We start from the raw sequence: 12,800 nt of genomic DNA, 5'->3' as shown, positions 1-12,800 counted from the left end.
GCGGGGCCATGAGCGACATCGTCCGCTGGACCGCCGCCGAGCTCGGCGAGAGGATCGCCGCAGGCGACGTCTCCAGTGTCGAGGCGACGCAGGCGCATCTGGACCGCATCGCGGCCGTCGACGGCGACGTGCATGCGTTCCTCCACGTCAACGAGCGCGCGCTGGACGCGGCCGCCGAGGTCGACCGTCGCCGTGCGGCGGGCGATGAGCTCGGCCCGGTCGCAGGCGTCCCGCTGGCGATCAAGGACGTCCTGGTGACCACCGATCAGCCCTCCACGAGCGGATCGAGGATCCTCGAGGGATACCTCTCGCCGTTCGATGCGACGGTCGTCGCCCGCTCGCGCGACGCAGGTCTCATCCCGCTCGGCAAGACGAACATGGACGAGTTCGCGATGGGCTCCTCGACCGAGCACTCGGCCTACGGTCCCACGCACAACCCCTGGGATCTCGACCGGATCCCCGGCGGTTCCGGCGGCGGCTCGGCGGCGGCGGTGGCCGCGTTCGAGGCGCCGCTCGCTCTGGGGTCCGACACGGGAGGGTCCATCCGTCAGCCTGCACACGTCACCGGCACGGTGGGCGTCAAGCCGACCTACGGCGGCGTCAGCCGCTACGGTGCGATCGCTCTGGCGTCCAGCCTCGACCAGGTCGGTCCCGTGACCCGCACGGTGCTCGATGCCGGTCTCCTGCACGACGTGATCGGCGGGCACGACCCGCGCGACTCCACGTCGCTTCCGGATGCCTGGCCGTCCTTCGCCGCCGCCGCGCGCGAGGGCGCTACCGGTGAGGTGCTCCGGGGGCTTCGAGTCGGCGTGATCCGCGAGCTCCCCGACTCGGGGTTCCAGTCCGGCGTCGCGGCGTCGTTCCGCGACGCTCTTGCGCTCATGGAGGCGCAGGGCGCGGAGATCGTGGAGATCTCCGCGCCGCACTTCGAGTACGGCGTCGCGGCGTACTACCTGATCCTTCCCGCCGAGGCGTCGAGCAACCTCGCGAAGTTCGACTCCGTCCGGTTCGGACTCCGGGTGACCCCGGACGGAAGCCCGACCGTGGAGGACGTGATGTCCGCGACGCGTGAGGCAGGGTTCGGCGCAGAGGTGAAGCGTCGGATCATCCTCGGCACCTACGCGCTGTCCGCCGGGTACTACGACGCCTATTACGGCAGCGCGCAGAAGGTGCGCACGCTCATCCAGCAGGACTTCTCCGCCGCGTTCGACGGCGTCGACGTCATCGCCACGCCTTCGGCGCCCACCACGGCGTTCCGGCTGGGGGAGAAGGTCGGCGACCCGCTGCAGATGTACCTCAACGACCTGACCACGATCCCGGCGAACCTCGCCGGCGTGCCGGGGATCTCCATCCCCTCCGGCCTCGCGGCGGAGGACGGGCTCCCGGTCGGGATCCAGTTCCTCGCCCCGGCGCGGGAGGACGCTCGTCTGTATCGGGTGGGTGCGGCGCTCGAGGCGGCGCTGATCGATTCCTGGGGTGCTCCGCTGCTGGACCGGGCCCCCGAGCTCGCAGGAGGGAAGGGCTGATGGCCGCCGCGAAACTGATGGACTTCGACAAGGCTGTCGAGATGTTCGAGCCCGTGCTCGGATTCGAGGTGCACGTCGAGCTGAACACCCGCACGAAGATGTTCTCGGATGCGCCGAACCCCGCGCACGAGGAGTTTCATGGCGCGGCGCCGAACACGCTCATCGCCCCGGTCGACCTCGGGCTCCCCGGCGCCCTCCCGGTCGTCAACGCCGAGGCTGTGCGCTCCTCGATCAGCCTCGGCCTGGCGCTCGGCTGCTCGATTGCGTCGTCGAGCCGGTTCGCGCGGAAGAACTACTTCTATCCGGACCTCGGGAAGAACTACCAGATCTCTCAGTACGACGAGCCGATCGCCTTCGAGGGATCGGTCGAGGTCGAGCTCGAGGACGGCACGCTGGTGACGATCCCGATCGAGCGCGCACACATGGAGGAGGACGCCGGAAAGCTCACACACATGGGCGGTGCCACGGGACGCATCCAGGGCGCGGAATACTCGCTCGTCGACTACAACCGCGCAGGGGTGCCCCTCGTCGAGATCGTGACGAAGCCGATCTTCGGCGCCGAGGGGCGTGCTCCCGAATACGCGAAGGCGTACGTCGCCGCCATCCGCGACATCGTGCGCGCGTTGGGTATCTCCGAGGCTCGGCTGGAGCGCGGGAACCTCCGCTGCGACGCGAACGTCTCCCTCCGCCCGCGGGGGCAGGAGAGACTCGGCACCCGCACCGAGACGAAGAACGTCAACTCGATGCGCTCGGTCGAGCGTGCGGTACGGTACGAGATCCAGCGTCAGGCGCAGATCCTCGCTGACGGAGGGACGGTCACGCAGGAGACGCGACACTGGCACGAGGACACGGGGACCACCTCGCCCGGCCGGCCCAAGTCGGACGCCGACGACTATCGTTACTTCCCCGAGCCGGACCTGCTGCCCGTGCAGCCGCCGCGCGAGCTTGTCGAGGAACTGCGCTCAGCCCTGCCCGAGCAGCCGGTGGCCCGTCGCCGCCGTCTGAAGGCGGAGTGGGGTTTCAGCGACCAGGAGTTTCAGGACGTGACGAACAACGGCGTGGTCGAGGAGGTGGCCGCGACCATCGCCGCCGGCACGACGCCCGCCGCCGCCCGCAAATGGTGGACGGGCGAGATCATCCGGATCGCGAACCTGCAGGAGCGCGAGCCTGCGGAGCTCATCACCCCTCGGAACGTCGCGGCGCTCCAGGGGCTCGTCGACGCGGGTACGCTCACCGACAAGCTCGCCCGTCAGGTGCTGGACGGGGTCATCGCCGGCGAGGGTGCTCCGCAGGAGGTCGTCGACGCGCGGGGTCTCGCCGTCGTTTCCGATGACGGCGCGCTCATCGCCGCGATCGACGACGCCCTGGCCGCGCAGCCGGACGTGCTGGCGAAGATCCAGGACGGCAAGGTGCAGGCAGCGGGCGCGATCATCGGTGCCGTGATGAAGGCGATGAAGGGCCAGGCCGACGCCGCGCGTGTGCGCGAGCTGGTCCTGGAGCGGGCCTCCGCCGGCTTGTGACCGTGTTCCGGATGTCCGCGGCCTGGAGGACAATCGAGTCATGGGACGCGGCGACGGATCAGGGCGCATCGTCTCGGGCGACGATGCCGACGACACGGGGGCGGGGATCCTGCACGTCGACATGGACGCGTTCTACGCGGCTGTCGAGGTGCTGCATGACCCGTCGTTGCGTGGGCTCCCGCTGATCATCGGCTCGCCCGATGGCAGGTCAGTGGTCTCAAGCGCCTCCTACGAGGCGCGGCGGTTCGGTGTGCGGTCGGCGATGCCGGTATCGCAGGCGCTTCGGCTGTGCCCCGCCGCGCGGATCGTGCCGCCGGACTTCCGTCGCTATCAGAAGGTGTCGCGGCGTGTCATGGCGATCTTCGAGTCGATCACTCCACTGGTCGAGCCGCTGTCGATCGATGAGGCGTTCCTCGACGTGCGGGGGGTCCGCCGGCTCTGGGGCAGCCCGGCCGAGGTCGCGCGGCTGATCCGGCGTCGTGTCGTCGAGGAGGTGGGCATCACCTGCAGCGTGGGCGCTGCGGCCACCAAGCACGTGGCGAAGATGGCGTCGACCATCGCGAAGCCGGACGGCCTGCTCGTCGTCTCCGAGCCCTCCACCCGGGACTTCCTCTCTGACCGGCCGGTGCGCGCGATGTGGGGTGTGGGACCCAAAGCGGCCGAGGCGCTCGAATCACGGGGGATCCGGCTGATCCGGGACATCCGAACGGCACCGGAGTCCTCGTTGGAGCGTGCGGTGGGCGGCGCTCTCGGGACCCGACTCCGTGACCTCGCGGAGGGGCGGGATCCGCGTGCCGTGCAGACGACGCGAATGGAGAAGAGCGTCGGGCACGAGGAGACGTTCGGCGTGGACGTGGTCGATCGTGAGGAGCTGCGGTCCGAGCTGCTGCGCCTTGCCGACCGCGTGGCCGCTCGTCTCCGGAAGGCGGAATGGGAGGCCGGGGGAGTGGCCATCAAGGTCCGGTTCGCCGATTTCACGACGATCACCCGCTCGCAGGCACTCACCGAGCCGACCTCGGTCGGACACCGCATCGGAGAGGTGGCGCGTTCCCTGTTCGACGGGATCGAACGCCGCGATCCCGTGCGGCTGATCGGCGTGCGCGCCGAGCGGCTGGGTCAGGCCGGTTCCGGAATCGCCCTCTGGGACGACGACGCCGACTGGCGGCGTGTGGAGGGGGCGGTCGATGACGCGCGCGCACGCTTCGGCTCGGCGATGATCACGCGGGCACGTCACCTCGCTGCGGGCGAGGGGCGCGGTGCGCCACTCCCGAGGGACCGTGGCCTCGAATGACGTCGACCGGTGTGGTGGGCTAGCGTGGGGGAATGCCGCACATCGCACTGGAGCTGGGTAAGAACGCCGCATCGCTCGGCGTGAAGAGCGCCTATGGGGAGACCATGGAGGTCGACGGAGCGCAGTTCACGCCGGTTGCGCTCACGATGTCCGGGTTCGGCGGAGGCGACTTCGACGCGTCCGATGCCCCCGGCAACGCCAGCGGGGGCGGGGGCGGCGGTGTGGCCATCCCTCTCGGCGTGTATGTGAAGCGGGAGGAGGGTCTCCGCTTCGAGCCGAACTTCGTCTCCCTGCTCGCGGTGGCGATCCCTTTCGTCTGGGTCGCCGGTCGGGCGATCTCGCGCATCATCCGTGTCCTCAAGAAGTGACGATCCTGTCGCCGAAGCGCTCCGCGACGGCGTCGAACGTCTGCGTGCCGCGGTCCGTGCCGTCGCCGCGTCGAATCCCGTCGTCCTCATCGACGGTCGCAGCGGCGCGGGGAAGACGAGCCTCGCTCGGCTGCTCGCGGTGAACTGGCCCCTGACGACAGACGTGCAGTCGATCGCCCTGGATTCGGTCTATCCGGGCTGGGACGGCCTCGCGCAGGGAGCAGATTACGCCTATGAGCGCGTGCTCCGCCCGCACGGACGTGGCCTCCTGGGCACCTGGCAGCGCTACGACTGGACGGCGGGGGCATACGCCGAGAGCTACGCCGTTGACCCCGCGAGGGGAGTGGTCGTGGAGGGCTGCGGGATCCTCACCCGTCGCTCCGCCCGCCTCGCCGACGTGCGGGTGTGGGTGGAGTCTCCGGAGCCCAGCCGGAAGGCGCGGGCGCTGGCACGTGACGGCGATACGTTCCGCCCGCACTGGGAACGCTGGGCGCGACAGGAGGAGAGCCACCTGCACCGTGACCGGCCGCTGGAGCTGGCCACGCTCCTGGTTCGGATCCCGTAGCGGACGCAGCCACGTCGCGTTGCGCCGTGGGGCACCGGGCGACCCGGGGCGTCGACGCCGACAGCGGGAGTGGTCTCTCCTCAGGCGGGCGTCTCGCGGGCCTCGGCGGCCTCGACGAGCCCGTCCAGCCGGTAGCCGAGCCAGTCGTAGACCCCGAACCGGGGATCCTCGCGGTCGTGATCCGCGTCCGTCTCGATCCCGAGCCGGGAGGCGATGACGAGCCGGAGCGCGGCGAGCGTGCGCAGCCAGGCGTCCAGGTCCGCCTCGGCGATCACGGCGTCGATGGGATCGGCGTCGTCTCCGGCGCCGTCGACGAAGCGGCGCAGGCCTGCGCGCACGACGCGGGCGTCGGCCGCCCGGCGGTCCAGGAGGTCGTCGGCCGTCGCCTCCGCGAACTCGGCGGACGCCTCCGCGTCGTCCGGATAGACATCGGGTGTCAGCCGCCGGAGCCCCGGGTCGGCATGCGGCCCGAGCTCGGTGTCGGTGAGCAGTTCCAGGAACTGGTCGACGAGGTCGGCGAGATGGCGCCCCTCGATCCGGGCGAGGGGGAGGAGCACGAGGCGGTCGTTCATGGGGGACTCTTTCCGATCCGGTCAGTCGTCGCTCTGGCGGACGGTCGCCCAGAGCCCGTAGTCGTGCATCGCCTGGGCGTGGACCTCCATGGTCTCACGCGGCCCCGTGGCGACCACCGCGTGACCTTCGGTGTGCACGGCGAGCATCAGGCTGGTCGCCAGATCCTGCGGGTACCCGAAATAGGTGCGGAAGACCCTTGCCACGTAGGTCATGAGGTTCACCGGATCGTCCCAGACGACGAGCTGCCAGGGACGCGCCGGCGAGCCCTGCGTCTGGGCGGCCTCGCCGGTCTCGGGAACAAGGAGAGGCGCGCTCATGCCCAGCCCATCTCGTGGAGTTGCCTGTCGTCGATGCCGTAATAGTGGGCGATCTCGTGCACCAGGGTCGTGTGCACCTCGTCTCGGAGGGCATCCTCCGTCGTGCACTGCGCGAGATGGGGCTCGCGGTAGAGGATGATGCGATCCGGAAGCTCGCCCATGCCGTAGTTCCCTCGTTCCGTGACCGCGAGACCGTCGTAGAGGCCCAGGAGATCGAGGCTGCCGTCTTCCGGGCGGTCCTCGACGACGAAGACGACGTTGTCGAGCCCGTCGACCATGTCGTCGGGAAGACGGTCGAGCTCGTCGACGACGAGCTCCTCGAAGTCCTCGGTCGTCATCTCCAGCGCGGCGACCCTGATGGACATATGCACCCGGGGCCCCCAGCGGTCGAGGCCGAGTTCCGTCTCCGCGGTGACGAGGCCGCGGTGGAATGTGTCGTCGGGACTCTGCTCCTCGGCGAAGCCGAGAGAACGGTAGAACGGCGCGTTCCAGGGAACCTCCTGATAGGTGCGCAAGGAAACCGTCTCGTGCCCGCGGTCGGCCGCCTCATCGAGCGCCGCATCGACGAGCTCCCTGCCGTGTCCGCGGCGGGCGTGGTTGGGATGGACCGAGAGCTGTTCGAGATGCGCGAGGCGGCCTGCGTCGAGCATGGGCTCGAGGACGTGGACGAAGCCCACGGGGACGCCATCCTCGTCCTCTGTGACGACGAGGATGAAGCCTTCCTCCGCGGCGCGATCGTGCCCGGATGGCGGCTCGCCCCAGTCGACGTCCCCGAACAGCGGGGCGAAGGCTCGGTCGGCCGCCCGCTCGATCTCGGCGAGGTGGCCGAGGTCGGCCTCGGTGGCGAGGCGGACGAAAGACGGCATAACCCGATGCTACCGAGCGCGCGGTGCGCGAGCGGCGCCGCTCGCGCAGATCAGCGACAGCCGATCCCGCCCCAGCTGTTCCCGGCGGGAGTCGGTCGCGCACGACGGTGATGTCCTTCGTATGCGTCACGAACAGCGTGAGAAGGGCCTCGTACGAAGCCACCGTCAATGCGGTGGTTGCTTGGGGTGAGTAACGGGACTTGAACCCGCGGCCCCCTGGACCACAACCAGGTGCTCTACCAACTGAGCTATACCCACCATGTGCTCGCCGGAGCGGGCAACCAGGACAGTCTATTACAGGTTCGGGGTGAACTCCGAAACGATGGAGTCCGCGTGTGTCTTGGCCTCGTCGCTGCTCGGGCCGGGCTCGGCCACGAAGATCGCGCGCCGGTAGTAGCGCAGCTCGCGAATGGACTCGAGGATGTCGGCGAGGGCGCGATGACCGCCGTCCTTCGGCGGGGCCTGGAAGAAGACGCGTGGATACCATCGCCGGGAGAGCTCCTTGATGCTCGAGACGTCCACATTGCGGTAGTGGAGGTATCTGTCGACCTCGGGCATGTACTTTGCGAGGAACATCCGATCGGTGCCGATCGTGTTGCCGGCCAGGGGCGCCTTTCGCTCCTGGGGGACGAAGCGGCGGATGTACTCCATGGTGCGCGCCTGCGCCTCGGCGAGCGGGACCCCGCTCGGGATCTCGTCCAGGAGTCCTGACGTCCGGTGCATCTCGGTGACGAACTCGCCCATGTTCTCCAGGGCCGCGGTTCCTGGGGCGATGACGATCTGCAAGCCCGGATCGAGTGGTCTGAGCTCGAAGTCGGTGATCACCACGGCGATCTCGACCAGTTCGTCGACCCCGAGGTCGAGTCCCGTCATCTCGCAGTCGATCCAGACGAGCCGGTCGTTCTCGGACGCAGAAACCATGTGCCCATCCTATGGCCGGCGGTGAGCGGGGCACTGTTCGGGATATCCTTGTGGACAGCGCCCTCGTAGCTCAGCTGGATAGAGCAGCGGCCTTCTAATCCGCCGGTCGCAGGTTCGAATCCTGCCGGGGGCACCTCGGAGGTTCGCGGCGCTCCACGCGGCGAAGGACGCGGAGCGCGGAAACCCGCGGTGGCAAGACGACGGCGAGGCTCATGAGAGTGGCCTTGGAGGTTGAGGGGGCCTCACCGCAGCGCGGCGACGGCGTCGTCGGCGCGCCAGAAGTCGCCGACGAGACGGAACGTCCTGGTCGGAAGGTGGAGGTGCTCGGCGCGGTAGCGAACGCCCAGAGGATCGGGGATGAGACGCAGGTGGCCGCGGATGACGCCCCTCTGGTCGACGACCCGCCAGAGACGTTCTCCTGCCGGGTGCAGGGACTCCCGTGTCGATGCGAGCGACGGCGCAGCCCAGCGGATGGCGGGGAGCCCGTCGGTGGTGCGGCGGTCGATAGGGGTCATGTCTTCTCCTCTCGGATTCGAACGTACGGACCACCACCGACATCGGTCAGGGTCCTTACACTGTGCTGGTGACGTGGACCATCTGGCTCTCCCTCCTCGCCGCGTGCGCCGTGATCAGCCTGACCCCGGGTGCGGGGGCGATCAACACCATGAGCAATGCGCTCAAGGAGGGATGGCGTCGTTCGATCTGGGGGATCCTCGGACAACAGCTCGCCCTGGTGGTGCACGTCGCGATCGTGGCGGCAGGCGTAGGGCTGCTCGTCGCCCGCGTCCCACCGCTGTTCGAGGCGATCCGCTACCTGGGAGCCGCCTATCTGGTCTTCCTCGGCGTGCGGCTGATCCTCGTCCGTCCGGTCTCAGACGACGCTGGAGAGCTCGTCGAGAGGCAGCGCGAGGGTGCGTGGCCGATGTTCCGTCGCGGCTTCTGGGTGAATCTGCTCAATCCGAAGGCGATCGTCTTCTTCCTCGCGTTCGTGCCGCAGTTCATCCGACTCGATCGTGAGCCGATCCCGCAGTATCTTGTCCTTCTCGCCACCGTCGTCCTCGTCGACATCGCGGTGATGTGGTTCTTCTTCGCCGCGGCCGCGGGGCCATTTCGCCGGTTGACGGGAACGGAACGGGGCCGTCGGACGTTGAACATCGTGTTCGGCGCGTTGTTCGTGGCCGTGGCGGCGCTGCTGCTTTTCGTCCACTGAGCGCGTCGGCCGCGTAGCGTGGGATCACGCAGAGAGAGGAACCTGATGGAGACCTTCGTTCTCGCCGGTGGATGCTTCTGGTGTCTGGATGCCGCCTATCGTCCCTTGCGGGGCGTGTCTGAGGTCGTCTCGGGATACACAGGGGGCTCCGTGGCGGATCCGAGCTACGAGCTCGTGTGCACGGGAAGGACGGGGCACGCCGAGGCGGTCGCGGTGACCTTCGATCCGGAGACGATCCCCGCCGAGGTGATCCTGGATGCGTTCTTCACGATGCACGACCCGCGACAGCTCAATCGACAGGGGAACGACGTCGGCACGCAGTACCGCAGCGCGATGTTCCCCGCCGACGAGAGTCAGCGCGCGCTCTTCGAAGCGGCGCGTGAGAGGGCGGCGTCGCTCTGGGACGGCCAGCCGGTGACGACGATCGAGCCGCTCGGCGCCTTCTATCCTGCCGAGGACTATCACCAGGACTTCTTCGCAAAGAACCCCACTCAGGGATACTGCCTGGCCGTCGCCGTCCCGAAGGTGAACAAGGTCCGCGCCCGGTTCGCGGAGTACATCCAGGTCTGAGGCTGCGACTCCTGCACAGCGGGCTGTCCTGCTGAGCTCTCCACGGATCCTGCGCGAGCGCCGCAGGGGGCTGGAACAGAGAGCCACCATGGATCCGTCAGGGCTCGCAGCCGCGGGCCGGGTGGATGCAGAGGAGCCGATATGACCGAGCACATCACTCTCGTGGGGAACGTCGCCTCCACGCCTGAGCACGCCCAGACGCCGTCCGGCGTCAGCGTCCTCACCTTCCGTCTCGCCAGCAATCGTCGGCGTTTCGATGCCAAGAACGGGGCGTGGGTGGATGCAGGCACCAACTGGTACACGGTGTCGGCGTACCGACGTCTCGCCGACAACGCGCGCGACTCGTTGGGCAAAGGCGACAGCCTGATCGTGACGGGACGGCTGCGGCTGCGCGAGTGGGAGTCGGCAGGCCGGCGCGGGATGTCCGCCGAGGTCGACGCCGAGGCGCTCGGGCCGGATCTGCGGTGGGGGACGAGCCGCTTCACCCGGTCCCTACGCGCCGGCGCGGCGCGAGGGCCGGGTGAGGTCGGTGTTCCGGACGGCGAGGTCGCGGCCGGTGCGAGCGGGTCTGCGATGGATGCGGGGACCGCGATGAGCGCGGAGCGACCGGGGGAGAGCGATCGACGACGTGAGTCGGGCGAGGACGCCTGGTCGGTCACGGGCGCGGACGCGGTGCAGATGCCGTTCTGAGCGGAACCGCGTTCCTCTGCTGGCGCGAGTGGCGCCTCGGAGGTACGCCGCCTGGGAAACCGCTTCGGGATTCGTCCCGGGGTGCTCTCCGCTTAGACTCATGGTGTGCGCTCGAACCGACTTCTCAGCCCCGGGCGGACCGCTGCGACCTCCGGAGGCGCGGCCGCGACCCTGGCTGCTCTGCTCCTGCTGCTGACCGGTTGCCTCTCTCCGGGTACCACGTCAGGGGGGACTGCGACGCCGCCCCCGTCGAGCGTGTCAGAAGCGGCGGCGCCGCCCGTGCTCCATCCCGACGGGACGGCCGAGGAGAACCTGCCGTTCTTCCGCTCGGTGGTCCAGCAGGTATGGGCGGGCGAACAGCGCGGGTCGAGCAGGGCCTACGTCGACGCACTCGTCGGCGCAGGCTTCGACCGCGCTGCCATGCAGGTGACGAAGGACGTCTCCACCGTCGACAATCCCGCCGAGAGCATGCAGGTCTCCGTCCGCTGGGGAGCCGCGCAGTGCCTGATCGGGCAGGTCGGCCCGTCGACGGGAGATGCCGTCGCGACCGTCATGCCGCAGCTGGCCGAAGGGCGCTGCCTCATCGGCGAGACCATGCCGATCGACTGGTAGCGATCCGCCGGTAGGCTGGAGAGTCGCCGTCCAGATCGCGACATCCGGACGGCAACCACGACCATCGTTACGAAGGAGCCTCTTCCGTGGCCGAATACATCTACTCCATGGTCCGAGCACGCAAGTCGGTGGGTGACAAGCTCATCCTCGACGACGTCACCATGGCGTTCCTTCCCGGCGCGAAGATCGGCATGGTGGGTCCCAACGGCGCGGGAAAGTCCACGATCCTCAAGATCATGGCGGGCCTGGACACGCCCTCCAACGGTGAGGCCAAGCTCACGCCCGGTTTCTCGGTCGGCATCCTCATGCAGGAACCCGAGCTCGACGAGGACAAGACGGTGCTGGAGAACATCCAGGAAGGCGTCGCGATCAAGGCGAAGGTCGACCGGTTCAACGAGATCTCTGCGCTCATGGCCGACCCCGACGCGGACTTCGACGCGCTGCTGGCAGAGATGGGCGTGCTCCAGGAGGAGATCGACGCAGCGGACGGCTGGGACCTCGACTCGCAGCTGGAGCAGGCGATGGACGCCTTGCGCACACCTCCGGGCGACGCCTCGGTCAAGCATCTCTCCGGCGGCGAGAAGCGTCGCGTCGCACTGGCGAAGCTCCTCCTGCAGAAGCCGGACCTGCTCCTCCTCGACGAGCCCACCAACCACCTCGACGCGGAGAGCGTGCTGTGGCTGGAGAAGCATCTGCAGGCGTACAAGGGCGCGGTGATCGCGATCACCCACGATCGGTACTTCCTCGACAACGTCGCCGAGTGGATCGCCGAGGTCGATCGGGGGAGGCTGATCGGGTACGAGGGCAACTACTCGACCTACCTGGAGAAGAAGGCGGAGCGTCTCGACATCCAGGGGAAGAAGGACGCGAAACTCGCCAAGCGGCTCAAGGACGAGCTGGAGTGGGTGCGGTCGAGCGCCAAAGGCCGCCAGACGAAGTCGAAGGCGCGTCTGGCGCGGTACGAGGAGATGGCTGCGGAGGCGGAGCGGACCCGGAAGCTCGACTTCGAGGAGATCCAGATCCCCGCGGGGCCGCGCCTGGGCAACGTCGTGATCGAGGCGAAGAACCTCCAGAAGGGCTTCGATGGGCGTTCGCTGATCGACGGACTGAGCTTCAGCCTGCCGCCGAACGGCATCGTCGGCGTGATCGGCCCGAACGGTGTCGGCAAGACCACCCTGTTCAAGACCATCGTCGGCCTCGAACCGCTCGACGGCGGCGACCTCAAGGTCGGCGAGACGGTCAAGATCAGCTATGTCGACCAGTCCCGTGCCAACATCGATCCCGACAAGACCCTGTGGGAGGTCGTCTCGGACGGGCTGGACGTCATCACCGTCGGCAAGACCGAGATCCCGTCGCGGGCGTATGTCTCCAAGTTCGGCTTCAAGGGGCCGGACCAGCAGAAGAAGGCCGGCGTCCTCTCCGGTGGCGAGCGCAACCGCCTGAACCTCGCGCTCACGCTCAAGGAGGGCGGCAACCTTCTGCTCCTCGACGAGCCGACGAACGACCTCGACGTGGAGACCCTGGGCTCGCTCGAGAACGCTCTGCTGGAGTTCCCGGGCTGCGCGGTGGTCATCACCCACGACCGATGGTTCCTCGACCGTATCGCGACGCACATCCTCGCCTACGAGGGCACCGATGAGAAGCCTGATCAGTGGTACTGGTTCGAGGGCAACTTCGAGGCCTACGAGGCGAACAAGATCGAACGGCTCGGTGCGGACGCCGCGAACCCTCACCGGTCGACGCACCGCCGCCTCACCCGCGACTGAGCGTC

15 protein-coding genes, 2 tRNA genes and 1 pseudogene are annotated in these 12,800 nt (G+C 68.7%); 11 read left to right on the top strand and 7 right to left on the bottom strand.

From position 1 onward, the window contains the following. Window positions 1-8: 8 nt before the first annotated feature. The 5 genes from gatA to ACP15J_RS02475 are packed head-to-tail and all read left to right on the top strand — an operon-like array spanning window position 9 to window position 5,270. Window positions 9-1,526 carry an Asp-tRNA(Asn)/Glu-tRNA(Gln) amidotransferase subunit GatA gene (gene gatA / locus ACP15J_RS02495; protein WP_424936058.1) on the top strand — a complete coding sequence of 506 codons (1,518 nt, stop codon included), beginning with the start codon at window positions 9-11 and terminating at the stop codon, window positions 1,524-1,526. Further along, the gene (gene gatB, locus ACP15J_RS02490) at window positions 1,526-3,046 is read left to right on the top strand and encodes an Asp-tRNA(Asn)/Glu-tRNA(Gln) amidotransferase subunit GatB (protein ID WP_424935623.1); all 1,521 of its coding nucleotides are present in this window, start codon (window positions 1,526-1,528) and stop codon (window positions 3,044-3,046) included. Before gatA ends, gatB begins: the two co-directional genes overlap by 1 nt. Before the next feature lie 40 nt (window positions 3,047-3,086). Then, complete coding sequence (gene dinB / locus ACP15J_RS02485; protein ID WP_424935624.1) at window positions 3,087-4,337, top strand: DNA polymerase IV; 1,251 nt, start codon at window positions 3,087-3,089, stop codon at window positions 4,335-4,337. Between the two features lie 32 nt (window positions 4,338-4,369). Continuing rightward, the gene (locus tag ACP15J_RS02480) at window positions 4,370-4,705 is read left to right on the top strand and encodes a hypothetical protein (protein WP_424935625.1); all 336 of its coding nucleotides are present in this window, start codon (window positions 4,370-4,372) and stop codon (window positions 4,703-4,705) included. Beyond that, complete coding sequence (locus ACP15J_RS02475) at window positions 4,689-5,270, top strand: hypothetical protein (RefSeq protein ID WP_424935626.1); 582 nt, start codon at window positions 4,689-4,691, stop codon at window positions 5,268-5,270. Before ACP15J_RS02480 ends, ACP15J_RS02475 begins: the two co-directional genes overlap by 17 nt. Before the next feature lie 80 nt (window positions 5,271-5,350). On the opposite strand, the gene ACP15J_RS02470 is transcribed toward ACP15J_RS02475, so the two are convergent. From ACP15J_RS02470 to orn, 6 genes and pseudogenes are all read right to left on the bottom strand, one after another. Further along, window positions 5,351-5,842 carry a DUF2017 family protein gene (locus ACP15J_RS02470; RefSeq protein WP_424935627.1) on the bottom strand — a complete coding sequence of 164 codons (492 nt, stop codon included), beginning with the start codon at window positions 5,840-5,842 and terminating at the stop codon, window positions 5,351-5,353. A gap of 21 nt (window positions 5,843-5,863) precedes the next feature. Further along, entirely contained in the window at window positions 5,864-6,160 is a 297-nt protein-coding gene (clpS, locus tag ACP15J_RS02465; RefSeq protein WP_424935628.1) for an ATP-dependent Clp protease adapter ClpS, read from the bottom strand. After that, the gene (locus ACP15J_RS02460; protein ID WP_424980872.1) at window positions 6,157-6,498 is read right to left on the bottom strand and encodes a metallopeptidase family protein; all 342 of its coding nucleotides are present in this window, start codon (window positions 6,496-6,498) and stop codon (window positions 6,157-6,159) included. The genes clpS and ACP15J_RS02460 overlap by 4 nt, the downstream gene beginning before the upstream one ends. 123 nt (window positions 6,499-6,621) lie before the next feature. Next, window positions 6,622-7,026, bottom strand: a pseudogene (locus ACP15J_RS02455) (GNAT family N-acetyltransferase); the annotation flags it as partial. 182 nt (window positions 7,027-7,208) lie between these two features. Continuing rightward, window positions 7,209-7,284 (bottom strand) — tRNA-His (locus ACP15J_RS02450). A 36-nt stretch (window positions 7,285-7,320) separates the two neighbouring features. After that, window positions 7,321-7,947 carry an oligoribonuclease gene (gene orn / locus ACP15J_RS02445; protein ID WP_424935630.1) on the bottom strand — a complete coding sequence of 209 codons (627 nt, stop codon included), beginning with the start codon at window positions 7,945-7,947 and terminating at the stop codon, window positions 7,321-7,323. 59 nt (window positions 7,948-8,006) lie between these two features. Between orn and ACP15J_RS02440 the strand changes: the two genes are divergently transcribed. After that, window positions 8,007-8,080 (top strand) — tRNA-Arg (locus tag ACP15J_RS02440). A gap of 109 nt (window positions 8,081-8,189) precedes the next feature. Here the strand turns inward: ACP15J_RS02440 and ACP15J_RS02435 are convergent. Continuing rightward, window positions 8,190-8,462, bottom strand: a complete 273-nt coding sequence (locus ACP15J_RS02435) for a hypothetical protein (protein ID WP_424935631.1) — start codon at window positions 8,460-8,462, stop codon at window positions 8,190-8,192. A 68-nt stretch (window positions 8,463-8,530) separates the two neighbouring features. Here ACP15J_RS02435 and ACP15J_RS02430 point away from each other — a divergent pair, with 68 nt between their 5' ends. The 5 genes from ACP15J_RS02430 to ettA all read left to right on the top strand — a co-directional run bounded on the left by ACP15J_RS02430 (window position 8,531) and on the right by ettA (window position 12,795). Continuing rightward, a complete protein-coding gene (locus ACP15J_RS02430; protein WP_424935632.1) occupies window positions 8,531-9,157 on the top strand; it encodes a LysE family translocator in 627 nt (208 codons plus the stop codon). A 45-nt stretch (window positions 9,158-9,202) separates the two neighbouring features. Continuing rightward, complete coding sequence (gene msrA, locus ACP15J_RS02425) at window positions 9,203-9,727, top strand: peptide-methionine (S)-S-oxide reductase MsrA (protein ID WP_197220189.1); 525 nt, start codon at window positions 9,203-9,205, stop codon at window positions 9,725-9,727. 141 nt (window positions 9,728-9,868) lie between these two features. Further along, complete coding sequence (locus tag ACP15J_RS02420) at window positions 9,869-10,417, top strand: single-stranded DNA-binding protein (RefSeq protein ID WP_424935633.1); 549 nt, start codon at window positions 9,869-9,871, stop codon at window positions 10,415-10,417. A 105-nt stretch (window positions 10,418-10,522) separates the two neighbouring features. Further along, window positions 10,523-11,029, top strand: a complete 507-nt coding sequence (locus tag ACP15J_RS02415; protein ID WP_424935634.1) for a DUF6993 domain-containing protein — start codon at window positions 10,523-10,525, stop codon at window positions 11,027-11,029. Between the two features lie 86 nt (window positions 11,030-11,115). After that, window positions 11,116-12,795, top strand: coding sequence for an energy-dependent translational throttle protein EttA (gene ettA / locus ACP15J_RS02410; RefSeq protein ID WP_424935635.1), 1,680 nt, complete (start codon window positions 11,116-11,118; stop codon window positions 12,793-12,795). Window positions 12,796-12,800 lie beyond the last annotated feature (5 nt).

This window comes from Microbacterium sp. S308A+ (genome assembly GCF_049800815.1).
GTDB lineage: Bacteria > Actinomycetota > Actinomycetes > Actinomycetales > Microbacteriaceae > Microbacterium.
Note: the sequence above shows the minus strand (reverse complement) of the source record. Positions and strands in the feature narration are given on the sequence as shown.

Excerpts from the sequence above, each read along its gene's own strand:
- ACP15J_RS02420 (WP_424935633.1), top strand. The coding sequence starts at position 9,869 with ATGACCGAGCACATCACTCTCGTGGGGAACGTCGCCTCCACGCCTGAG.
- ACP15J_RS02470 (WP_424935627.1), bottom strand. The coding sequence starts at position 5,842 with ATGAACGACCGCCTCGTGCTCCTCCCCCTCGCCCGGATCGAGGGGCGC.
- ACP15J_RS02460 (WP_424980872.1), bottom strand. The coding sequence starts at position 6,498 with ATGACGACCGAGGACTTCGAGGAGCTCGTCGTCGACGAGCTCGACCGT.
- orn (WP_424935630.1), bottom strand. The coding sequence starts at position 7,947 with ATGGTTTCTGCGTCCGAGAACGACCGGCTCGTCTGGATCGACTGCGAG.
- ACP15J_RS02435 (WP_424935631.1), bottom strand. The coding sequence starts at position 8,462 with ATGACCCCTATCGACCGCCGCACCACCGACGGGCTCCCCGCCATCCGC.
- dinB (WP_424935624.1), top strand. The coding sequence starts at position 3,087 with ATGGGACGCGGCGACGGATCAGGGCGCATCGTCTCGGGCGACGATGCC.
- msrA (WP_197220189.1), top strand. The coding sequence starts at position 9,203 with ATGGAGACCTTCGTTCTCGCCGGTGGATGCTTCTGGTGTCTGGATGCC.
- gatB (WP_424935623.1), top strand. The coding sequence starts at position 1,526 with ATGGCCGCCGCGAAACTGATGGACTTCGACAAGGCTGTCGAGATGTTC.
- ACP15J_RS02480 (WP_424935625.1), top strand. The coding sequence starts at position 4,370 with ATGCCGCACATCGCACTGGAGCTGGGTAAGAACGCCGCATCGCTCGGC.
- clpS (WP_424935628.1), bottom strand. The coding sequence starts at position 6,160 with ATGAGCGCGCCTCTCCTTGTTCCCGAGACCGGCGAGGCCGCCCAGACG.
- gatA (WP_424936058.1), top strand. The coding sequence starts at position 9 with ATGAGCGACATCGTCCGCTGGACCGCCGCCGAGCTCGGCGAGAGGATC.